19 protein-coding genes and 1 pseudogene are annotated in these 20,630 nt (G+C 44.0%); 14 read left to right on the top strand and 6 right to left on the bottom strand.

What is annotated here, in order from left to right; genetic code table 11:
• Nucleotides 1–69: 69 nt before the first annotated feature.
• From ACT6NV_RS05975 to purD, 11 genes are all read left to right on the top strand, one after another.
• A complete protein-coding gene (locus ACT6NV_RS05975; RefSeq protein ID WP_445386345.1) occupies nt 70–1,257 on the top strand; it encodes a capsular polysaccharide export protein, LipB/KpsS family in 1,188 nt (395 codons plus the stop codon).
• A 62-nt stretch (nt 1,258–1,319) separates the two neighbouring features.
• The gene (locus ACT6NV_RS05970) at nt 1,320–1,997 is read left to right on the top strand and encodes an acyltransferase (protein WP_445386344.1); all 678 of its coding nucleotides are present in this window, start codon (nt 1,320–1,322) and stop codon (nt 1,995–1,997) included.
• Entirely contained in the window at nt 1,997–3,328 is a 1,332-nt protein-coding gene (locus ACT6NV_RS05965) for a hypothetical protein (RefSeq protein ID WP_445386343.1), read from the top strand. The genes ACT6NV_RS05970 and ACT6NV_RS05965 overlap by 1 nt, the downstream gene beginning before the upstream one ends.
• On the top strand, nt 3,325–4,356 hold the full coding sequence (locus ACT6NV_RS05960) for a hypothetical protein (protein WP_445386342.1): 1,032 nt from the start codon (nt 3,325–3,327) through the stop codon (nt 4,354–4,356). The genes ACT6NV_RS05965 and ACT6NV_RS05960 overlap by 4 nt, the downstream gene beginning before the upstream one ends.
• A gap of 427 nt (nt 4,357–4,783) precedes the next feature.
• The gene (locus ACT6NV_RS05955; protein ID WP_445386341.1) at nt 4,784–5,563 is read left to right on the top strand and encodes an O-antigen ligase family protein; all 780 of its coding nucleotides are present in this window, start codon (nt 4,784–4,786) and stop codon (nt 5,561–5,563) included.
• Between the two features lie 71 nt (nt 5,564–5,634).
• Complete coding sequence (locus ACT6NV_RS05950; RefSeq protein WP_445386340.1) at nt 5,635–6,903, top strand: lipopolysaccharide biosynthesis protein; 1,269 nt, start codon at nt 5,635–5,637, stop codon at nt 6,901–6,903.
• A 53-nt stretch (nt 6,904–6,956) separates the two neighbouring features.
• A complete protein-coding gene (locus tag ACT6NV_RS05945) occupies nt 6,957–8,069 on the top strand; it encodes a glycosyltransferase (RefSeq protein WP_445386339.1) in 1,113 nt (370 codons plus the stop codon).
• A 52-nt stretch (nt 8,070–8,121) separates the two neighbouring features.
• Nucleotides 8,122–9,474, top strand: a complete 1,353-nt coding sequence (locus ACT6NV_RS05940; protein ID WP_445386338.1) for an exopolysaccharide biosynthesis polyprenyl glycosylphosphotransferase — start codon at nt 8,122–8,124, stop codon at nt 9,472–9,474.
• A 114-nt stretch (nt 9,475–9,588) separates the two neighbouring features.
• Nucleotides 9,589–10,905, top strand: a complete 1,317-nt coding sequence (locus tag ACT6NV_RS05935) for a UDP-glucose dehydrogenase family protein (RefSeq protein ID WP_445386337.1) — start codon at nt 9,589–9,591, stop codon at nt 10,903–10,905.
• Between the two features lie 7 nt (nt 10,906–10,912).
• Nucleotides 10,913–11,902, top strand: coding sequence for a UDP-glucuronic acid decarboxylase family protein (locus ACT6NV_RS05930; protein ID WP_445386336.1), 990 nt, complete (start codon nt 10,913–10,915; stop codon nt 11,900–11,902).
• A 65-nt stretch (nt 11,903–11,967) separates the two neighbouring features.
• Nucleotides 11,968–13,242 (top strand): phosphoribosylamine--glycine ligase, encoded by a 1,275-nt coding sequence (gene purD / locus ACT6NV_RS05925; protein ID WP_445386335.1) that lies wholly within the window; start codon nt 11,968–11,970, stop codon nt 13,240–13,242.
• A 37-nt stretch (nt 13,243–13,279) separates the two neighbouring features.
• Here the strand turns inward: purD and ACT6NV_RS05920 are convergent, their stop codons facing one another.
• Complete coding sequence (locus ACT6NV_RS05920; protein ID WP_445386334.1) at nt 13,280–13,501, bottom strand: DUF6341 family protein; 222 nt, start codon at nt 13,499–13,501, stop codon at nt 13,280–13,282.
• 39 nt (nt 13,502–13,540) lie between these two features.
• On the opposite strand from ACT6NV_RS05920, the gene ACT6NV_RS05915 reads away from it, so the two are divergent.
• The 3 genes from ACT6NV_RS05915 to ACT6NV_RS05905 are packed head-to-tail and all read left to right on the top strand — an operon-like array spanning nt 13,541 to nt 16,146.
• The gene (locus ACT6NV_RS05915) at nt 13,541–14,479 is read left to right on the top strand and encodes a DUF6427 family protein (protein WP_445386333.1); all 939 of its coding nucleotides are present in this window, start codon (nt 13,541–13,543) and stop codon (nt 14,477–14,479) included.
• A 28-nt stretch (nt 14,480–14,507) separates the two neighbouring features.
• Nucleotides 14,508–15,113: a DUF4254 domain-containing protein gene (locus ACT6NV_RS05910; RefSeq protein ID WP_445386332.1), complete on the top strand. Its 606-nt coding sequence runs from the start codon at nt 14,508–14,510 to the stop codon at nt 15,111–15,113.
• On the top strand, nt 15,097–16,146 hold the full coding sequence (locus ACT6NV_RS05905; protein ID WP_445386331.1) for a glycosyltransferase family 9 protein: 1,050 nt from the start codon (nt 15,097–15,099) through the stop codon (nt 16,144–16,146). Before ACT6NV_RS05910 ends, ACT6NV_RS05905 begins: the two co-directional genes overlap by 17 nt.
• Nucleotides 16,147–16,148: 2 nt before the next feature.
• On the opposite strand, the gene ACT6NV_RS05900 is transcribed toward ACT6NV_RS05905, so the two are convergent.
• The 5 genes and pseudogenes from ACT6NV_RS05900 to ACT6NV_RS05880 all read right to left on the bottom strand — a co-directional run bounded on the left by ACT6NV_RS05900 (nt 16,149) and on the right by ACT6NV_RS05880 (nt 20,629).
• Nucleotides 16,149–16,763: a TetR/AcrR family transcriptional regulator gene (locus ACT6NV_RS05900; protein ID WP_445386330.1), complete on the bottom strand. Its 615-nt coding sequence runs from the start codon at nt 16,761–16,763 to the stop codon at nt 16,149–16,151.
• A gap of 226 nt (nt 16,764–16,989) precedes the next feature.
• Nucleotides 16,990–18,045 carry an arsenosugar biosynthesis radical SAM (seleno)protein ArsS gene (gene arsS / locus ACT6NV_RS05895; RefSeq protein WP_445386329.1) on the bottom strand — a complete coding sequence of 352 codons (1,056 nt, stop codon included), beginning with the start codon at nt 18,043–18,045 and terminating at the stop codon, nt 16,990–16,992.
• A gap of 50 nt (nt 18,046–18,095) precedes the next feature.
• On the bottom strand, nt 18,096–18,431 hold the full coding sequence (locus ACT6NV_RS05890) for an arsenosugar biosynthesis-associated peroxidase-like protein (protein WP_445386673.1): 336 nt from the start codon (nt 18,429–18,431) through the stop codon (nt 18,096–18,098).
• Nucleotides 18,432–18,674: 243 nt separating this feature from the next.
• A pseudogene (locus ACT6NV_RS05885) lies at nt 18,675–19,307 on the bottom strand (metallophosphoesterase family protein); the annotation flags it as partial.
• Nucleotides 19,289–20,629 carry a sodium:solute symporter gene (locus tag ACT6NV_RS05880; RefSeq protein WP_445386328.1) on the bottom strand — a complete coding sequence of 447 codons (1,341 nt, stop codon included), beginning with the start codon at nt 20,627–20,629 and terminating at the stop codon, nt 19,289–19,291. The pseudogene ACT6NV_RS05885 and the gene ACT6NV_RS05880, both read right to left, overlap by 19 nt.
• Nucleotide 20,630: the final 1 nt, after the last annotated feature.

Genomic DNA, 20,630 nt, shown 5'->3' with positions numbered 1-20,630 from the left:
CTCTTAAAGGAGGGGCACGAAGTGTTCTGGCTTGTCCAAAATCCATCTTTCACCCCTAAAGTCGGAGATGTGAGGAACATCCCATTCCCATCAGAAAGACGTTCCAAGAAGGGGGAGACGATTATAAATCTTGAAAGCATTATCCAATCTGACCGGCAGCAAAACTTTTTTGACAATAAGAATAATGATTATTTCACCTACTATTCCCTGAAGATTGAGAAAATCCTCAAGGAAGTAAAGCCGGACTTTGTGTTCGGGGAATCAACCGCCTTTCATGAACTTATAACCGTTGAGCTATCCAAGACATTAAATATTCTATATCTCAACCCGTCCACTTGCAGGTATCCCACGGGCCGTTTTTCCTTTTATATGTATGATAGCCTCAGTCCGTATATGGGATCAGGGGATATCTTACCCGATGAAGAAGCGTGGCAAATAATTCAGAGAATCGTTAAGAAGGAGTCCAGGCCAGACTATATGAAAAAAACATCCTCTTCCAAGTCTAAAGAATGGAAAGATAAACTCCTCAAAACAGGATCTTATTTTATGGGCGAAAAGTACAATACTCCGAACCCTCTGGTGAAATATAAGCTTGAAAAGAACAAAAAGGCCAATATAGCTCAATGGGAAATTGGTGCTATCAGCAATATTCCGGATAGCAGCAGAATGGCTGTACTTTACCCTTTGCAAATACAACCAGAGGCCAATTTGGATGTATGGGGCCGAAAATGGCGCGATCAGACGGCCCTTATCAAAGGGTTGGCCGATCTGCTTCCAGAGGACACCATACTTTATGTAAAGCCCAACCCAAAATCCAAGTATGAGTTATCAGACGCCCTGGTAACATTGTGTCAAAATCATCCCAAGATCATTCACATCTCTCATGGGCTTGATATGGAATTGGTTTTTCCAAAAATAGATCTGGTAATTACCGTAACAGGGACTATTGCTATTGAATGTATTCTTTCGAATAAACCGGTGCTTACCTTAACAGAGACACTTAACAATTCACAACCGAATTGCATTTATGTAGATGACCTTCAGGCGATACTTCCTGAATTGGACAGGATCAGGCAAAATACGTTCCCAAGGATTAGCGACAGCGAGAAGATAGCCTTTATCAACAAGCTTAACAGCACGAGCTTTGAAGGGGAGGTCAATGATCCCTTTACGGCTCCCCATAGTATCGAAAAGAAGAACAGGGAGAAAATTCTTAGTGCATTTCGGGCTATCTTAGCAACAGCTCCTTCGTCATAAGCATGAAAAAATTTCTAACAGCGCTATGTTCTGTTTTGTTGCCAGGATTTCTGGCAACACCAATGCTTCGATTACTGGGGCATAGGATCGGAAAGAGGGTCCGCATAGGATTTAGCTGGCTGTATGTCTCTGAGCTATGCCTGGGAGACAGGGTCCAAATCGGACACCTCAACCTGGTCTTAAATAAAAGCCTGGAATTAGATGAGAAATGTAAAATTGGCTATCTGAATATTCTGAAGGGCCCATTTGAGGTGCGGATGAAAAAAAATGCAGCTATTGGGAATAAGAACTATTTTACGAGGGCTCCCCTGGGAGTCAGTTACGGGAAATCAACACTTTTTTTAGGGGAGTGGACGAAAATAACCGTCGGACATCATCTGGACCTTACCCGGTCTGTTCGCTTCGGTAATTATTCAATATTGGCAGGACTGGGCAGCCAGCTCTGGACCCATGGATATTATCACGCCGATGAGGGGTTGGACCGTATCCGTATTGACGGAAGCATACAGGTCGGTGATAATGTATATATAGGGTCCTCAGTTATTTTTAATCCTGGGGTTAAGGTCGGTTCGCGCATCCATATAGGAGCAGGAGCTGTCATTTCAAAAGACCTTAAGGAACCGGGAATGTATGTGAACCAATCCCTGCGGTATCTGGACAACAATTTGGAAAAAGTAAAAACCCGTCTGATTCCGGTTAAGGAGGAACACCTTATTGAAAATGTATACAGAAAAAAATAATGGCATTTCTGCACCCCATACGTCTTTTGCTTCTTTCTTTTCTGCTTTGGCTTGCTTTTTTTTTAGTTATCCCGACTGAGTACCTGTATTCAGGATCCGCTTTTTATCCTTTAACCACCCTGATTTTCTATACGGCTTCCTTTGTAGTCGGTTTTTACTCTCTGAGGCAACCGAAGCAGTTTTCTGCTGATTACATCGGAAATCTAAATCTTAAATCAAAAAAACTCTCTTTTCTTTTTTTTGTGCTGGGAGGGATTGGGGTTTTGGTAAAATTGTATGCCGGATTTTTTGTGACCCGTATTTACGCAGCACGAAATACGGCTCTATTAAGGGAAGAACTCTTCGGACAGGAATTCAGCAGTGGTGCTTTTGGGGTTATTGGAGCACTTTTATTCCCATTTGCTGTAATCTGTATGTTACTGGCCTGGTATAATTTTAAAAATTATAACAAAATATATCTGGCATTTGCCACCTTGATTGGAATATATCCGATCATAGACACCTTTTTCCTTGGCGGGAGAACAACCATGGTTTTGCTTGGAGGAACCATTTTCGTTACTGTCCTTTTTGGCTTGAAGCACCATACAAACTATCGCTTGTCCCGGATCACTTTCAGGAATATAACCTTTCTGGCCTATCCGAAATTTCTGAACCGTAAGCGCATGTGGATCCCTATATTGCTTTTGCTTGTCCTTTTTGTAAGTTATTCCGTTAAGGTTATCTCGGGGCGTTTGGCTGAATTTAATTACGACAATACTCTGCTGGTTTGGGAAGAGTTGCATGAAGTTCAGATAGATGATGATTTTCAGGAACACGTGGAAAGTCTGCCTAAGAAGGATCGGGATTTAGAAATTGGCTTGTACAGTCTTAAACATTATTTTGCCCATGGCATATTCGAATACATCCGCCTGGTAAACCATCTTGAAAAAACCAGCGGGTATTATTACGGGATGTATGAGTTCCATGTCTTTTTTAAGTTTTTCAGACCTTTTGGCCTTTCGGTACCCTCTTTTTCAGAAATAAATAAAATATCCTATAAACCGGCAGTTTACACTACATTCTGGGGGCCTTTTTATATAGATTTTGGTCTTTTTGGCATAGCGGTAATTTTCATTTGGGGACGATATGTTAGAAAAGTATATGCAAGGGCGCTGATCGGACATCCTGCTTACGTCATTTTTTACGGTTACCTGGCGACAATTATCCTGGCTTCTTTTTTTCTGAATTTCCTGCTGGGCTCCTCTTCCTATTATCTGTTTGGATTTATAGTTGCGATATTATTGTTTAAAATCCGGATTGATGGTCCTGAATTAAAGAATCGTGAAGCATGAAAGGGACTGGCCTCATTCTGCTTTTGTTCTTAGCCATTTCCTGTAAATCAGAAACTGAGAGCAAGACTATTTTGCCTCCAAGGGTTTTGGATAATTTTAACGACAGTGCCTTCGTCTCAAATGATAGCTTTCCATACGGGGATATTCGCAGGTATGGCATTTTCCCGGAACAAACAGTACCTCAGAATGAACTTCAAAAACTATTTCAATTGGCTCATCAGGGAGTTCCTTTGTTTTTTCCTGCCGGTTATTATCCCATAAGCCTCAGAATTGAGGGGGGCGAAGATATTAGTATTCATTTTGAAAAGGTCGAATTGGGAGGAGAGTTGTTTATTATCGAAGCTGAGAACCGCAATAGTTCCCGGATATCCCTAAAAGGAAACCTCAGGGTCATGGACCGGGTTTTTGTGCGACATTCAGGAGATATATCAATGGATACGCTGTTGATCCATTCAGATCAAAAAAAGAATATAAACGGAAAGAAAAATCGCGGCTTGAGCATTTATGCCGGCTCCCGAAATATTCTTATCCAATATCTTGAGGTGTTTGATGCAGGAGGCGAACCAACCAAATACTATCAGTATTCTGCTGCTGCTGTACAGTTGCATGGCTGGAATAACAATCCAAAAAATGTTCGCATAGGAGAACTAAAAATTCGTAACGCCGGGCGCAGTGGAATTTACCTTACCGGTAATGGCCATAGAATTGGCAAGTTGGAAATATCAGGTTTTGGTAGTGGATCAAACCAGCAAATGGCTGGTCTGGATGACGCCCCAGCGGGCAGCGCCCGTTCTTTTACCGGGCTGTGGCTGAACAAATGCGATAACTGTGAGTTGGACTCAGTCAGGATTTTAAACGGGGATTCGGAAGGATTTTCCGAACTGCGACTGGACCCAGGGGAAGCCTTCAAACCGGTAATAATCCATAACCTGCTGATAAAGCATGAACTATCTGAACCCAATATTGAGGACAGTGAGCTAACCAATGTGATTATCAAAAATGTAATCCGGGATGACGCAGACCATTAATATTCGCAGAAACATCTACGTATTTTTATTACTGGTGGGGTTCATCTCTTTTATTGTCTCATTTGCAGTGAATAATATGGTGGTATGGGGCCTACTACTCTTTTACCTGGCAGATAGAAGGCAAAATGTAATATCCAAATTAAAAAAGGCATCTTGTAATCGGTTGATACAAATATTTCTTTTGTTTTTTCTATGCCAGGCGGCAGGAGTGATGTATTCTTCAAACTCCCTGCAAGCTTGGGACCGTGTCCTGTCCATGTTTCCCCTGGCTTTTCTCCCTGTTGTCCTGCTTTCGGAGCCACTTGCTGAAAAGGACCGAAATATCATATTGAGTATTTTGAAATTTTCGATACCGGCCATTTTCCTGGGATTGTTAGCGTTTCATCTATTTATAACAGGTAGGACCCTGGATAATTTTGTGCATTTTATGCTGGTCGAGAGTCTGGGGGCTAGTCAATTTTACCTGGCATTTATCATTACCATTCCTTTGTTGGCAGCTGTTCAAGGCTTGCTGAAGAAAAAAGACCAAATAATTAACGTTCTGATAGTATTAATGTCTTTTGGATTTCTTGTCCTTTTAAGAAATCTTACCTCCTTACTGTTTATCTGTATTGTTTGGGCGGTATTAATTGTTCGCTTGATTATAGCTAACGATTATAATAAGGCCTTTTTGGCGATCATGTTTGGAGGAATAATTTTGTCATTGAGCAGCCAGGTGCCCATGATCCAGGACCGGATGCAGTTTATACAAAAAACCACAGATTTTGATATTGAAACCATAATTACCAAAAACCGTTATACTTACACAAAGAACACCCTTGAACATAGAATGTTAATTGACTATTTGGCGATAAATATAGTCCAGGAATCCTTGCCCTTTGGATTGGGCACAGGTGATGTTCAGGACCGGCTTAATAAGGAATACGCAACTGTTGGTTTTAAATCGGGTATAAAGCTTAAATACAATACGCATAACCAGTACCTGGAAGAGTTCCTGAAAACAGGTCTGCTGGGAGGAGTAGCCTTTTTAATCCTGTTGGGCTGTCTGTGTGGAAGAATTAATTGGTCAGATTACTATTATCCTTATATTCTCTTATTTTTTATTGCCGGATGTTTTTTTGAATCTTATTTAAACAGACAGCATGGGGTGTTTATACTAGGTTTTATTATCCCTTATTTTTTAAATTCCGAAACACCGCAAAAATAAAGGCAGTTCTTTGTTTAAAATCGAACAGTTAAGTATGAACAAGCAATTTCAGGAAATTTGAAATAGGGATAATGATGAGCATACAGAACAAACATATTGCATCCAGGATTCCATTCATTCTAAGCTTTCTTTTTACCAAAGGCATTGTGTTTTTTACCCCATTACTCCTGGCAGACCTTCTGGACCAGGAGGTCTTTGGCAAACTCGAATACGCGCTTGCAGGATTGGGTTTTGTATTGAATGCTTTTATTAATTTGGGTGTCCCGGGAGGGTATCCGTACTTTCTTCTCAGAGAAAAAGGAGTTGAGGTCCGGAAGGGCTTTGCTCTTCACCTTGTTTGGCTGGCTTCCCTTTTTTTTTGCAACCAGTTGGCATTTTTCGTCTTTGGCCTTCAGGCTGAATGGTATATGTCTTTCAATGTGGCTTTTATCATCGCCAACCAGGTATTTTATTCAACCCGTTTAAAAAGCCACGAGAGGTCCACAATGGCAATTTATTTTGATTCAGGTATTTATTTGTTGCTGTTAGTGCTGTTCTTGTTGTTTTATTTTCAGCTCCTACCAGTTTCCCTGGAAACAATCAACTATGTTTTGCTGGGATATGCATCGGTGTATATGGTGGCAGGATTACGAAGTTTTATTTACACCAACAAGCAAGCTATTTTCTCACAGTACAGGCGCATTCTCAAATACAGTTTAAATGTCATGCTCGGTACTTTCCTGATCTTTTTATTGACCGCCTCGGGCAGAATCCTGGTCGAGTATTTCTTTTCGTATGAGGAAGTAGGAGTTTACGCCTATTATTTTCGGATTTCTGCGGTTTCCGTAATGGTGTACCAGATGGTAGCTATTCTATATTTCAGAAAACTTTATACGTTTCCTCCAAAACTCCTGGACCGGTATTACAGTTGGTTTTTCATAATGATGGGGGTCCTTTCCCTTTCAGTCTTTTATATTGCACCCTATATCCTTAATGAATTTTCGGTATTCTTTTCGAATACTTATCAGGATTACAAAGATGTATACTTCCTGTTATGCTTCCAAATGGTTATGTGGATTGCTACGGCGCTTAACTCCAGTATTATAGACAGGGAGAACCTGGCAAAGAAAAACAATTTGTGGTTCCTGCTATTGATTATTGCAGGCCTTATTGTTTTGTTTTTCCTTAAAGGCTCGCTTACCACCTTCCTCCTGGTTTTTGTACACATGAGCGTCATTTTCCTGGCCGCCCTCATCCAATACAGGACCTTGAAAACCAAAGGGATTTTATTTAAAAAATCTATTTTAGCCTTAACCACTTTATACGCCATTGCGGCAATCTGGTTTTTTTCGGTACTTTAGGCGGATGCTGTCCTTGAAGGCCGTTTACAAATGAATTGCTTAGAAACATTCGCATGAATATCGCCCTTATACACGACTGGTATTATACCTACGGCGGAGCCGAACAGGTAGTAAAATCAATCAATAACCTTTGGCCTGAAACTGAGCATTACGCCTTAGTTGATTTTTTGGGAGAAACAGACCGGAATGAAATACTCGGGGGTAAGGAAGTCTGCACCAGTTTTTTACAAAACATTCCTACAGCAAGGAGCAACCATCGCAAATTCCTGCAGTGGTTTCCAAAAGCTATCGAACAATTTGACCTTAGAAAATATGACTTGTTGCTGAGTTCCTCATCCTCTGTGGCAAAAGGGGTTCTGACACATCAAAACCAATTGCATATTTGTTATTGTCATTCCCCCGCCCGATATGCCTGGGACCTCTATTTTCAATATCTGGAGGAGTCAGGATTAAATAAAGGGCTTAAAGGAGCCTACGCGCGCCGTGTACTTAGGAATTTCAGGAACTGGGATTATCTGTCTCATCCACGGGTTGATCATTTTATTGCCAATTCCCATTATATCGCCCGGAGGATCTATAAGGTTTATCGAAGAGAGGCTGAAGTAATTTATCCGCCAGTTGACACGGAATTCTACCAATGTAAAGAACAAAAAGGAGACTATTATTTTACCGCTTCGCGGATGGTTCCTTATAAACGGATTGATGAGATTGTAAGGGCATTTAATAAAATGCCAGAAAGGAAGTTAATTGTTGCCGGTGATGGGCCGGATTTTCACAAAATTAAAAAAGAAGCTTCTGATAATGTTCAATTCCTGGGTTATGTAGGAAAACAAGAATTAAAAAAATACATGCAGGAGGCCCGGGCCTTCCTTTTTATGGCAGAAGAGGATTTCGGGATTATTCCTGTTGAAGCCCAGGCATGCGGAACCCCCGTTATTGGGTATGGTAAAGGAGGGGTTTTAGAAACCGTAATTGACGGGCGAACCGGCATCCATTTTATGGAACAATCAGAAGAGAGCCTGCGTCAAGGGATCCAACGGTTTGAGCAACAGACTTTCGATGCACGGGTCATCCGAAAGCACGCGGAAGGCTTTAGCAGAACACGCTTTGAATCGGAATACAAAACTTTTGTAATGGAAAAGTACAGGGAATTCAAGAATAATTGAATTCATTCTACCTTTACAACCGGGGAATGAAAACCGCAATCACGAATAAACGATGATATTTAGACCAAAAAGTGTAGTAGACCTATTAACGCTGCTCTTTTATTTAGCTGATCTTCTCGTGATTAATCTATTTGCCTATCTGCTTCCGATCAACCTCGTAGAGACCGCACTTTTTCACATCTATATTTCAACTTCATGGACTGTTATTGCTTTTTCTACTCAATTTTATGTGATCTATCGTTACACGAAAGTGGTTCACGTGCTCCGCTTACTGGTAAGGCAATTTTTCTTTTACTTCCTGATTATCTATGCCTTTATTGGCTTTTTTAAACAGCCGAATATGAGCCGTTTGGCACTCGCCCAGTATGTCGTAATAGTTTTCCTGATCATTTCCGTTTTAAAGCTGATCACGTACTTCCTGATGATGCGGTTTCGGGAATCGTTTAAGGGTAATGTGCGAAAGGTTGTGGTTGTGGGCAACAACAAAAAAACCAAACAACTGATTGGTGTCTTCAATGACCGTACCGAATTTGGGTATCAATTTATGAGGCAGTTTTATCCCGAAAAAGAAAATTTTTCCACTTTTGATTGCTTTCAGTATATAGTTCGGGAAAACATTGATGAAATCTACTGCTCTGTTTCCGAGCTGAAAAACACCGAACTTATCGATTTCATCAACTTTGCAGACAATAACCTGAAAACCCTCAAATTCCTCCCGGACAATAAGAATATATATTCCAAAAAACTAAAATTCGAGTATTACGATTACCTGCCCATACTTTCGCTTCGCGATATACCTCTTCATAATCCAATAAATGCGGCCATCAAGAGACTTTTCGATATCCTTTTTAGCCTCGTAATTATCTTTGGGATCCTAATCTGGATAACCCCTATCCTCGCCGTACTGATTGTATTGGAATCCAAAGGCCCCATTTTTTTTGTACAGAAGCGCAGTGGGCTGGACAACCGGGAATTTCACTGTTTTAAATTCCGTTCTATGGCAATGAATAAAGATGCGGACAACAGGCAGGCTGGCAAAAATGACATGCGGGTGACCCGAATCGGGAAGTTTATCCGGAAAACCAGCATAGACGAGCTGCCACAGTTTTACAATGTACTTTTTGGCAATATGTCTGTGGTGGGGCCGAGACCTCATATGCTGAAGCACACAGATGAATATGCAGACCGGGTAGACAAGTTTATGGTAAGACACCTGGTGAAACCCGGAATTACGGGACTGGCACAGGTCAGGGGCTACAGGGGGGAGATCGAAAACCAGGCAGACATTCAGAACCGTATTAAATTTGACATCTTCTATATTGAAAACTGGTCATTTTTACTCGACCTAAAGATCATTGTACAAACGGTGCTGAATGCTTTCAAAGGAGAGGAGAAAGCCTATTAAGGAGCGCAAAATTGCTTTATAGGTAGGGCTACTAGGTGGTAAGGACATATATTGTTAGAATGTGCTTACATTTGTGACTTCTCGGTATAAATCTATTAGTAAGTTGTATTTCAGATGAAAATTGCTGTCATTGGAACCGGATACGTTGGCCTGGTTACAGGCACCTGCCTGGCCGAAACCGGTAATGAGGTAGTCTGTGTGGACATAGATGAAAACAAGGTCAGGAAGATGCAGTCCGGGGAGGTGCCTATTTATGAACCCCATCTGGATGTATTATTCGAAAGGAACATAAATGCGGGCAGACTGACCTTTACAACTGCCCTCAAAGAAGGTCTGGATCACGGCAATATCATCTTTCTGGCGCTGCCAACACCGGAGGATGAGGATGGCTCTGCCGACCTGAAATATGTCCTCGGGGTGGCTGACGAGATAGGAAAGCTAATAACCGATTACAAGGTAATTGTCGATAAAAGCACTGTTCCTGTGGGGACATCCGAAAAGGTGCATGCGGCTATTGCCAAACATGCCAAATGCGAATTTGATGTGGTCTCTAATCCGGAGTTTTTACGGGAAGGATTTGCGGTAGATGATTTTTTAAAACCCGAGCGCATTGTTGTAGGGTCGAGTTCAGAACGCGCCATTTCCATGATGCAGAAGTTGTTTAAGCCTTTTGTGCGTTCCGGAAACCCGGTCATCATAATGGATGAAAAATCAGCAGAGCTAACCAAATATGCGGCAAACGCTTATCTGGCCACCAAAATTACCTTTATGAATGAAATCGCGAATTTTTGCGAAAGGGTGGGGGCCGATGTGGACAAAGTGCGTATTGGGATGGGAACGGATTCCCGAATTGGGAAGCGTTTCCTGTTTCCCGGGATTGGTTACGGGGGTTCCTGTTTTCCAAAGGATGTAAAGGCCCTGCATAAGTCCGGAAAGGACCATGAATACAATTTTCAGATACTGGATTCGGTTATCAGCGTAAATAAAAGTCAGAAACTCGCTCTGATTCCCAAGATCAGGAAATATTTTCAGGACGATTTGAAAGGCAAACGAATTGGAATCTGGGGGCTGGCCTTTAAACCGGAAACAGATGATATTCGGGAAGCTCCTTCTCTTGACGTGATTGCGGAGCTGCTAAAATCCGGGGCTTCCATTACAGCATTTGACCCCGAGGCCATGGAAAATGTAAAGCGAAAACTAGGGGATAAAATAAAATATGCCAACAGCATGTACGAGGCGGTTACGGGCGCGGATGCCCTGGTAATCTGCACCGAATGGGGAGTCTTTAGAAATCCTAGTTTTGGAAAAGTGAAGCAGCTTTTAAAAAATCCCGTAATCTTTGATGGCAGAAACCTCTATGATACTCAGGAAATGAGGCAGGAGGGATTTCATTATGAGTCTATAGGCAGGGAGTTGGTTCAAAATAATTAAATCTTTTGTGGGAAAACGCGTATTAATAACCGGAGCGGCAGGATTTTTAGGCTCGCATTTATGTGATCGTTTTATAACGGAAGGTTACGAGGTTATCGGGATGGATAATCTCATCACCGGCGATCTTAAAAATATTGAGCATCTTTTTCGCCTGGAGCATTTCGATTTTTACCATCACGATGTCACCAGGTTCGTTCACGTGCCCGGCAAATTGGATTATATTCTTCATTTTGCATCTCCCGCCAGCCCGATAGACTATCTTAAAATTCCCATTCAAACCTTAAAAGTTGGGGCACTTGGAGTTCACAACCTCCTGGGATTGGCCAAGGAAAAGAATGCCCGAATCCTGATTGCTTCCACTTCAGAAGTATATGGGGACCCCCTGGTCCACCCACAATCTGAGTCCTACTTTGGGAATGTAAATACGATAAGCCCCAGAGGGGTTTATGACGAAGCCAAACGCTTCCAGGAATCAATGACCATGGCCTATCATCGCTTTCATGGCCTGGAAACGCGTATCGCCAGGATATTTAATACCTACGGCCCCCGGATGCGTTTGAACGACGGGCGGGTCATCCCTGCCTTTATGGGGCAGGCCCTCAGGGGTGAGAACCTGACCGTATTCGGAGACGGCACGCAAACGCGTTCTTTTTGCTATGTTGACGATCAGATTGAAGGAATCTACCGCTTGTTGCTCTCGGATTACAGTTTGCCGGTAAATATTGGTAACCCGGATGAGATAACGATTAAGGAATTTGCAGAAGAGATTCTTGGACTTACCGGGGCGGAGCAGAAAATCGTTTACAAACCACTGCCGGAAGACGATCCATTGCAGCGACAGCCGGATATCACTAAGGCCAGAGAAATTCTGGGCTGGGAGCCCAGGGTGGGGCGGGCAGAGGGGATGCGGAAAACCTTTGACTATTTCAAGACCCTGTCTGAAGAGGAGCTCAAGAAAAAGGAACACCGCGATTTTTCGACCCGCAACAGGCGCTGATAAAAATCTCCCCATTCACGGGCCACTTTCCCTTTCAAAAGCTATTTTTGCTGAAAAGCCAGCAGATGAATATTCTCATATTGGGCTCTGGGGGTCGCGAACACGCCCTGGCCTGGAAACTCAAGCAAAGCAGCAAACTCAATCAATTATTTGTCGCCCCGGGAAATGCGGGGACGGCTGAGATAGCCCGAAATATTGCGGTAAGCGTTGAAGACTTTGATGGAATTAAAAAGGCCGTATTGGAACATTCCATCAATATGTTGCTGGTTGGGCCGGAAGTCCCTTTAGTGAAGGGGATACACGATTTTTTTGAGAAAGACGCCGAACTTTCCGAAGTGATGGTCATAGGGCCTGCTGCAGAAGGGGCTATGCTGGAGGGCAGCAAGGAGTACGCCAAGGAGTTTATGAAACGCCATGGCATTCCCACTGCAGCCTACCAAAGTTTTGGCGCTTCGGAACTACAGGAGGCCTATAACTTCCTGGAAACACTCAGCCCGCCTTATGTTTTGAAGGCAGACGGGCTGGCAGCCGGAAAGGGCGTACTAATCCTGCAAGACCTACAGGAGGCCCGGGAAGCGTTACGGGAGATGTTGGTGGATGCTAAGTTTGGCAAGGCCAGTGCTCGGGTAGTGATCGAGGAATTTCTCAGCGGAATTGAACTGAGCTGCTTTGTTCTGACCGACGGGGAGCATTATAAAATACTTCCTACTGCCAAGGACTACAAGCGGATAGGAGAAGGAGACACCGGGCTGAATACGGGTGGCATGGGGGCTGTATCCCCGGTGCCTTTTGCCAGTGAAGCCTTTATGAAGAAGGTTGAAGACAGGATTATTATCCCGACTGTAAACGGCTTAAAAGAAGAAGGCATACCCTATGTGGGATTTATCTTTATAGGCCTGATAAAGGTTGGAGACGACCCTTTTGTTATTGAATACAATGTGCGTATGGGAGATCCGGAGACAGAAGTAGTAATTCCCAGACTAGAAAGTGACCTGTTGGACCTGTTGGTGGCGGCGGCCCGTGGGAATTTGGATCAGGCAGAATTAAAAATTAAAAAGGAGGCTTGCACCACAGTTGTAATGGTTTCCGGGGGCTATCCGGAAGGCTATAAAAAAGGATATCCTATCAGTGGCCTGGAAAACATTGAAGGATCTGTCGTCTTTCACGCCGGAACTGCGCATGATAGGGAGAAGGGGACTTTAAGTAACGGAGGACGTGTACTGGCAGTAACTTCTTTTGGAAAAGATTTCAAGCAGGCCCTTGGCCGGTCTTACAGCAACCTGGAAAAAATAGATTTTACGGATGCTTACTTCCGAAAAGATATAGGATTTGATTTGTAGCCTCGGGTTATTCAGGCAGGGGCTACAGCCCGCAGGCTTACATATAGGAGTGAGCCGTAATACTGGTATCTTCTTCTCCGCTGGCGTCAAAAATACGCAACTGGCGCAGCCAATAGACCATGGCCACAAAACCTATCAGGACGAATACCCAGTTCACCGAATTGGCCGTCCACCAGTTCTGCATTTCGCGTAATAAATCAAAAGGAGCGAACAGTCCGTTGACAAATAAATCCTCAATGCCTTCAAAAAAAGATTTCATTGTACCTATATTTACGATACAAACATACGAAAACCAGTGATGATTTCAAGTGTTTTTGGCAAAACAAAACCCATCAATTATGTGCTGGTATTATCTTTTCTTTTTGCCTTATACTGGTTTGTAAATGCGATACGGTTCGGGCAACCCATAGACGTGGATAACCTGCCCGGGCATTTGCTGCGGGCCGCCTGCCTGCTGTTTACTGTCCTGATCATAAACTTTGTGGTTCAAAGGAATCAATTAACCGGGACACACTCCTATAGCCTTTATATCTACAGCCTTTTTTTCCTGATTTTCCCGGATATTTTGCTGGATGGAGATTCTATTTATGCCAGTTTATTTCTATTGCTGGCAATGCGCAGGCTTATCAGCTTAAAATCGCTGCGCAACAGTAAATTCAAGATCTTTGATGGGGCTTTATGGATAGTTACCGCAAGCCTGTTCATCGATTGGGCACTGTTATTTTTGGTTTTGGTTTGGCTGTTTGTCTATTTCTATGAACCTGAAAATTTCAGGAATTGGCTGATCCCGCTGGCTGCCGTGATAGTAGTGGGGATTATTTCCTGGAGTTTCTCCATCATAGTGGGTAATCCTGACTACCTAAGCGAACATTATCGCTTCCTATGGGATGGACTGTTATCTTACTGGCGGGATTGGGGGAACAGTTTTAAATTAGGGTTATTCCTGTTGCTGGTCCTCCTTTCAGGTTTGGTGTCATTTTTAAAACTCGGCAAATCCGGTCATGGAAAAATAATCAGTATGAGGCTTATCGCTTTAGCCTTGATTATAGCCTTTGCAGTGGTACTACTAATGAGTAATGAAAGGGGTGGAGCTGTAATCCTTTTATTCTTCCCGGCGGCCGTATTTATTTCCAAGTATATCGAAACCCTTAAGAAGGAAGCCGTAAAGGAAGCCATGCTGACCGGGCTCCTTCTTGTGGGTATTTTGGTATTTGCGGGGGAGTGGGTTGCCAAATAAGCGGTATCTTTGCCAAAAAGCATATAATATGTTCAGTGACTTTGCCTTCGACATCTTTGAAAAAAGCATTGAAACCTATCACATAAAAGACAGGGTAGATCAGACTTTTACCAATCCTTACCCAAAGGACGAGGTGGGTCACCTGCTCTATAAGAAGAACTGGATCGACACCGTGCAATGGCATTACGAAGACTTAATCCGGGACCCGCAAATAGAACCGAAAGCGGCACTGGAACTCAAGCGGAAGATTGATGCGAGTAACCAGGAGCGAACGGATCTTGTGGAATATATCGACAGTTACTTTTTAAAAAAATACCAAGAGGTATCTGTTAAGGAAACAGCCGTTATCAATACAGAGAGCCCGGCCTGGGCCATTGACCGATTGTCAATTCTTGCACTCAAGATATACCATATGCGGGAAGAGGTCGAACGCGAAGATGCTTCTGAGGCACACCGATCTGCCTGTCAGGCCAAATTGGATATTTTACTGGAACAACGAAAGGATTTGTCTCAGGCAATAGACCAGCTTTTGGAAGACATTGCCAATGGGGATAAGTATATGAAGGTGTACAAACAAATGAAAATGTACAATGACGAGGAGTTAAACCCGGTCCTTCGTGAAAAAAAGCAATGAAAAAAAGGTTCTGATCCTTCGGTTTTCTGCAATGGGGGATGTGGCTATGACAATCCCTGTTATCCTTTCCCTTATTGCCCAGTACCCGCAGCTCCAAATTACTGTAGTTAGCCGAAAAGCTTTTACCGCCCTTTTTGAGCGAATCCCCGGGATTTCATTTTATGCTGCTGAATTAAAAGATAGACACAAAGGCCTTTTGGGATTGTGGCGGCTATTCCGCGAATTAAATGCCTTGCAGCCAGAATACCTGGCCGACCTGCACAATGTACTGCGAACAAAGATTATCAGGCTTTATTTCCGGGCTACCAGGCTTCGAGTAGCGGCATTGAACAAAGGCAGGGCGGAAAAAAGGTCATTAACCCGAACCAGGAATAAAGCTTTCAGACAATTACGTACCACACATCAGCGTTATGCCGAGGTCTTTGCCTCCCTTGGATTTCCTGTAACATTAACTTCAGAAGCGCTCCTGCCCACAGAGCCCTGGCCCCTTTCATTTAAAGACCACCAACCCCTTACCGGTGTAAAATGTATAGGCCTGGCGCCCTTTGCCGCGCATAGCGGGAAATGCTATCCGGAAGACCGCACTAAAGAATTGATTGGGTTGCTGGAAGCATCTTCAGATTATAAAGTATTGCTGTTTGGAGGGGGGAAAGAAGAGATAATGCGATTAAAATCCTGGGAATCCGAATTCAGCAACTGTAAATCTGTGGCAGGGGAGCTGAGTTTTTCAGACGAACTTGCGCTGATTTCAAATCTGGACCTGATGATATCCATGGATAGCGGGAATGGGCATTTGGCAGCTCTTTTCGGTGTGGCAGTTATCACCGTCTGGGGGGTAACCCATCCTTATGCCGGATTCGCACCCTTTAAGCAGCCTGAGGAGAACTGGATCCTGCCAGACCTGCAGCAATTTCCAGATATCCCAACTTCGATATATGGTAATAAGGTGCCTCCGGGATATGAAAGGGTGATGGAGACCATTGCTCCACAAACAATTTATAATCGGGTCAGGCAAATCCTCAACGCCTCATGATATTAGGCCGTAACTTTCTGACTTAAGGACCTGAAATAGCCGCGCAGCTGCTGCAGATACCGGTACCGCAACGTTTTTGCGTTGCCACTGACCATGAGCGTTCGGATTCCAAAGTAAGATGCCATGATATAGGTGGCCAGGGCCTCACTGTCTACATGTCTTTCCACGTATCCGTTGGTTTTGCCTTTTTGCAATAAAGTAACCAGGTTTACCTCCCATACTTTGCAGATATCCGTCAGATTTTTCATTATGGCCTCATTTCTCCCGTTGAATTCGTTGATAAAATTGTTCAGGATAAATCCAAAATCCATTTCATTATGCTCAGCTGTTTCAAGGGCATTGTCCAGACATTTTTCTATGGCCTGAAAAGGATCCTGCTGCTCTTCGAGAGGCTCTATGAGCATACTGTAGACCTTTCGGAATACGAGATTTTGAATAATACTGATAAAAAATTCCTCTTTTGACTGGAAGTGATGGTAAAAAGCGCCTTTCGACAAATCAAGGCTTTTAAGTATATCTCCGACGCTGGTATTATAGTAGCCATTTGCATAAAATAACTCCAGCCCGGTCATTTGCATTTTGTGCATGGTAGCCATGCTTTTTAGGTTCTTTTCCATTTGGGTAACATTTGGGGTTTACAGACCATGTGGTCTCAAACAAAGAACCTGCAGATTGCGTTTTGGGTCAGGATATTAAGACAAAGCCGGGCAAAAAATCGATGAGCGGTCAAATATCCGATCAATGACGTTCCGATACAAAAGTTCAACCGACCGCCCGGTCGGTTAAACCGATGTAAATTTCGGATAAAAGGCAGACCGTTTGGTAGTGAATACCCATGGATTCTTAAGTAACGGTGCCCTGGCAACTACTTCCGGCTCCTGCCGTGCACCCATAGCAGTGTTGTGAGATAATTATATTCCGATCCTGGAGTACCGCTTCATTATAATCTTTAATATGCTTGACCTTACTGGCCACTTTCAGCCCCAGCATCTGGTTAAAATCACAATCATACAACCAGCCATCCCAGCTTACCGAAATGGTATTGGTACACATAACACTTTTCACGGCCTCAGGATTATAGGCATCCACAAGGGCCGTCATATAGTCTTCATAGTTTTCAGACGCGATCAGATAATCCAGAAAGCGGGCAATGGGAAGATTGGTTATGGCAAAGAGCGAATGAAAGGATATCCCGAAGTCTTCCATCAGGGCTTTCTTAAAGTCCCGTTCCATCGCTGCCTGGTCTCCGGGGAGATATGCCCCGGATGGGTTGTAAACCAAATCCAGCTTTAAAGGGCTGTCCGGCATCCCATATCCAACCCGGTTTAATTCCTGCAAGGCCCTGATAGACTTATCAAAAACCCCGTCCCCCCTTTGCTTATCTGTTTTGCCACGGGTCCAGTGGGGCATTGAGGAGACTACGTGCACGTTGTATTTTGCAAAAAACTCGGGCAGGTCGTAATATTTCTTATTCGCCCGGATGATTGTCAGGTTGGAGCGGACTATAAAATCCTGTATGCCCGCTTTGGAAGCTTCCTCTACAAACCACCTGAAGTCCGGGTTCATTTCCGGTGCCCCACCTGTAAGGTCAAGGGTATGAGCCCCGGTATTGCGTATCACTTCCAGACATTGTTTCATGGTTTCTCTGGTCATGATTTCCTTGCGGTCCGGTCCTGCATCCACATGGCAGTGTTCGCAGACCTGGTTACACATATATCCGACATTGATTTGCAGTATTTCCAGTTTCCCGGGCCTCAGCGGGGCCTGTCCACTTTCCGCGATTTTATCCCGGAAGTAGGGCAATTCCCCGGAGGCAAAAATGCCGCCATTTAGAATTTCCATTTGCTTGTTGACTGTTCCCAGGGCTTCATTCCTGGCTTTCAGTGATTTCGTTGCCATAGTCTATTATTACAATGATACAGGACTCCTTTCAGAATACAAATTCTGTCCTACATCGAAAGTTTATTGTATTTATTCATCATCTGTACTCCGTGTACCAGGGTAGCACCGCTTTCTATTGCGGCGCCCACATGTACGGCTTCCATCATTTCCTCTTTGGTGATTCCGCGTTGCAGCCCATCTTTGGTATAAGCATCTATACAGTAGGGGCACTTAACAACATGAGACACCGCCAGGGCAATAAGGGATTTCTCCCGGGCTGTCAAGGCCCCTTCTTCAAAAACCTTTCCATAGTAATCAAAGAACTTCGTTCCCAATTCTTCACTCCATTCGGTGATCTTGCCAAATTTTCTCAAATCTGCCGGATCGTAATAATTTGCTGCCATTTCTTTATTTGATTTATGATTATTGTCTTGTTTCCTATTATCCAGTTGTAGTGGGATTCCCTGTTGCGCCTGCTCCTGAGGGGGCAGGATTTCCATATTATCCCAAATTCCGGAAATCAAAGTATCGGCATAGGCTTCAGGAAGCCGGGCCTGTAACATAGCCCTGGAAGCAGCTTCTGCGTCATACTCCAACGAATGATGGTGAAATTGCAGAGGTCCCTCCGCTGTTTCAGAATCGAGAACCATATACCACACACGGCTTGTACCATCATTGGCGGGCAACCCGATTACTCCGGGATTCAGCCAGTAAGCTACACCTATTGTTTTGGCAAAAGGCAGCCCGCTGTGCCCGGCCACGATTACCTCTGACTGTGTGTTTTCAAATTCCTCACGAAAACGGTTTTCAGGAGAGGAAGCAAAAATATATTCCGAAACTTCCCGCGAAGATCCGTGCACTATTGTTACTTGACGATTACCATAGGTAAAGCGAATTTGCTCCGGGAGGGCGGCTATCCAGTTCAGGGAATCCATTGATAAATGCTCATGTGTATACGGGAACCATTGTTTTGAAAATAAGTCGCACCGCCCGCCTTCTTCAAAATTGCAGCCACAGTCATCTGAGCCTTCGGCCAGTTGTAATTCTACATTGCCGGCAATACTCCTGCCCCCCCAGCTCCTGAAGCGCTGTACCGTCTCTTCCGGAAAGGCGCAATACCCCAGCAGGTCGCCGGTTGAGAGGCAATTTTCAGGAGGTATACCTGCTTCTTCCGCAATTCGGATAAGGGCTTCGAGGGCATGCAGATTGCTGTAGACTCCGCCAAAAAGCAGGACCTTACCCTTTAAAGCGCCAATAGTATCTATATTCTTTTTAGCCATAATGGTATCAAATAAACAATAAAACAACTCAACAACCCCCACAGATTGATCCACAGAAGGGGAGCATATGCCCCCTTGGATAAGATCAGTCTTTCCGGAAACCAGTTCAGTACAAGGGCAAACCCAAAAAGCAAACCGCAGCCAATACTGAGATAAAAGCTGGATTTGGGGGGCTTGGCGCGCCAGCAGACAAATACCGGGCAAAGGCCAATTACCATGGTCCCACTAATGGTGGTTGCTGAAAGTATAGATGCATCCAGGAATACCGGAATGGATCCCAGTATTGCAAGGGCGATCATGCTTGCCCGACCCAGGCTCACACGGTTTCCCAGACCCAGGTCCAGTGCAATAAGCTTGGAAAAGGAGGCAAAGGTGGAATCCAGGGTGGAGGCTGCTGAGGTAATCATAATGATATTTACAATCAACAAAACCACAACTCCAAAGGCCTGACCAACCTGAACTGCAGCCTGTCCCTGCATTCCCTCAAAACGGGCATAAACACCTACCAGGCTGAATAAAACGATGCAGATAAACCCAATTACGGTTGCCCACAAAAATGCTTTAAGGGTTACCCTTGGCGAGGATATAAATCCTCTGTCGGTTAATACCGGATCGTGAAAAGGATAGCTCAGCGATTGTAAAATGGCAGCCAGCATCAGGTTTATTCCGGTACTCATCGTCCAGCTCCCGGACTGCAATGCCTCACCCATACCATAAGAAGTGTCCGGACCAAAAATAGCAGCTAACAGTACGAGTAAAAGCACTGCAAACAGCACCATCTGTATGAGGTCTGTAAAAATGGAGCTGCTTAAGCCGCCTTTGAGGGCATAGGCCAGTGTTAGGACCGTAAAGAGAATTATCGCCAGATAGTAGTCCGTATCCCCAACCGCACCAAAATAAGATCCTATGACCATGGTGTTGCTCCAAACCTCGTTAAAGAGCCTTATAGCAATAAGCAAGGAAAATACCCAGCAGGCCTGCTTTCCAAAACGGGTATTGAGAAACTGGTGGATACTGGAGAAACCACCAATTGTGCGCAATCGGTATATAATCCAGCCGGCGACCAGGAAGGAGAGATAATAGCCTGCGTAGGCCACTCCTCCCACAATACCGAATTCCATCCCCAGGTTGGCGGCATTGGTAATGCTTTTTGCAAAGATCCAGGAAATGACCAGGCTACCGGTCAGGGCCAGGACGCCCGGAGATCTTTCTGCAATCCGGGCCTTAAAAAACTGATTGGTATTTTTTGCATATGGAGCAAAGAAAAACAATGCCAGGCTTAGCCCGATTAGTATGATCCATTGCCATTCATTTGCACTCATT

The organism is Robiginitalea insularis (genome assembly GCF_052497835.1).
Note: the sequence above shows the minus strand (reverse complement) of the source record. Positions and strands in the feature narration are given on the sequence as shown.

What these genes read in the sequence shown, in the direction of transcription:
- ACT6NV_RS05970 (WP_445386344.1), top strand. Translation starts at nt 1,320, where the DNA reads ATGCTTCGATTACTGGGGCATAGGATCGGAAAGAGGGTCCGCATAGGA.
- ACT6NV_RS05965 (WP_445386343.1), top strand. Translation starts at nt 1,997, where the DNA reads ATGGCATTTCTGCACCCCATACGTCTTTTGCTTCTTTCTTTTCTGCTT.
- ACT6NV_RS05960 (WP_445386342.1), top strand. Translation starts at nt 3,325, where the DNA reads ATGAAAGGGACTGGCCTCATTCTGCTTTTGTTCTTAGCCATTTCCTGT.
- ACT6NV_RS05955 (WP_445386341.1), top strand. Translation starts at nt 4,784, where the DNA reads ATGCTGGTCGAGAGTCTGGGGGCTAGTCAATTTTACCTGGCATTTATC.
- ACT6NV_RS05950 (WP_445386340.1), top strand. Translation starts at nt 5,635, where the DNA reads ATGATGAGCATACAGAACAAACATATTGCATCCAGGATTCCATTCATT.
- ACT6NV_RS05945 (WP_445386339.1), top strand. Translation starts at nt 6,957, where the DNA reads ATGAATATCGCCCTTATACACGACTGGTATTATACCTACGGCGGAGCC.
- ACT6NV_RS05940 (WP_445386338.1), top strand. Translation starts at nt 8,122, where the DNA reads ATGATATTTAGACCAAAAAGTGTAGTAGACCTATTAACGCTGCTCTTT.
- ACT6NV_RS05935 (WP_445386337.1), top strand. Translation starts at nt 9,589, where the DNA reads ATGAAAATTGCTGTCATTGGAACCGGATACGTTGGCCTGGTTACAGGC.
- purD (WP_445386335.1), top strand. Translation starts at nt 11,968, where the DNA reads ATGAATATTCTCATATTGGGCTCTGGGGGTCGCGAACACGCCCTGGCC.
- ACT6NV_RS05920 (WP_445386334.1), bottom strand. Translation starts at nt 13,501, where the DNA reads ATGAAATCTTTTTTTGAAGGCATTGAGGATTTATTTGTCAACGGACTG.
- ACT6NV_RS05915 (WP_445386333.1), top strand. Translation starts at nt 13,541, where the DNA reads ATGATTTCAAGTGTTTTTGGCAAAACAAAACCCATCAATTATGTGCTG.
- ACT6NV_RS05910 (WP_445386332.1), top strand. Translation starts at nt 14,508, where the DNA reads ATGTTCAGTGACTTTGCCTTCGACATCTTTGAAAAAAGCATTGAAACC.
- ACT6NV_RS05900 (WP_445386330.1), bottom strand. Translation starts at nt 16,763, where the DNA reads ATGGAAAAGAACCTAAAAAGCATGGCTACCATGCACAAAATGCAAATG.
- arsS (WP_445386329.1), bottom strand. Translation starts at nt 18,045, where the DNA reads ATGGCAACGAAATCACTGAAAGCCAGGAATGAAGCCCTGGGAACAGTC.
- ACT6NV_RS05890 (WP_445386673.1), bottom strand. Translation starts at nt 18,431, where the DNA reads ATGGCAGCAAATTATTACGATCCGGCAGATTTGAGAAAATTTGGCAAG.
- ACT6NV_RS05880 (WP_445386328.1), bottom strand. Translation starts at nt 20,629, where the DNA reads ATGAGTGCAAATGAATGGCAATGGATCATACTAATCGGGCTAAGCCTG.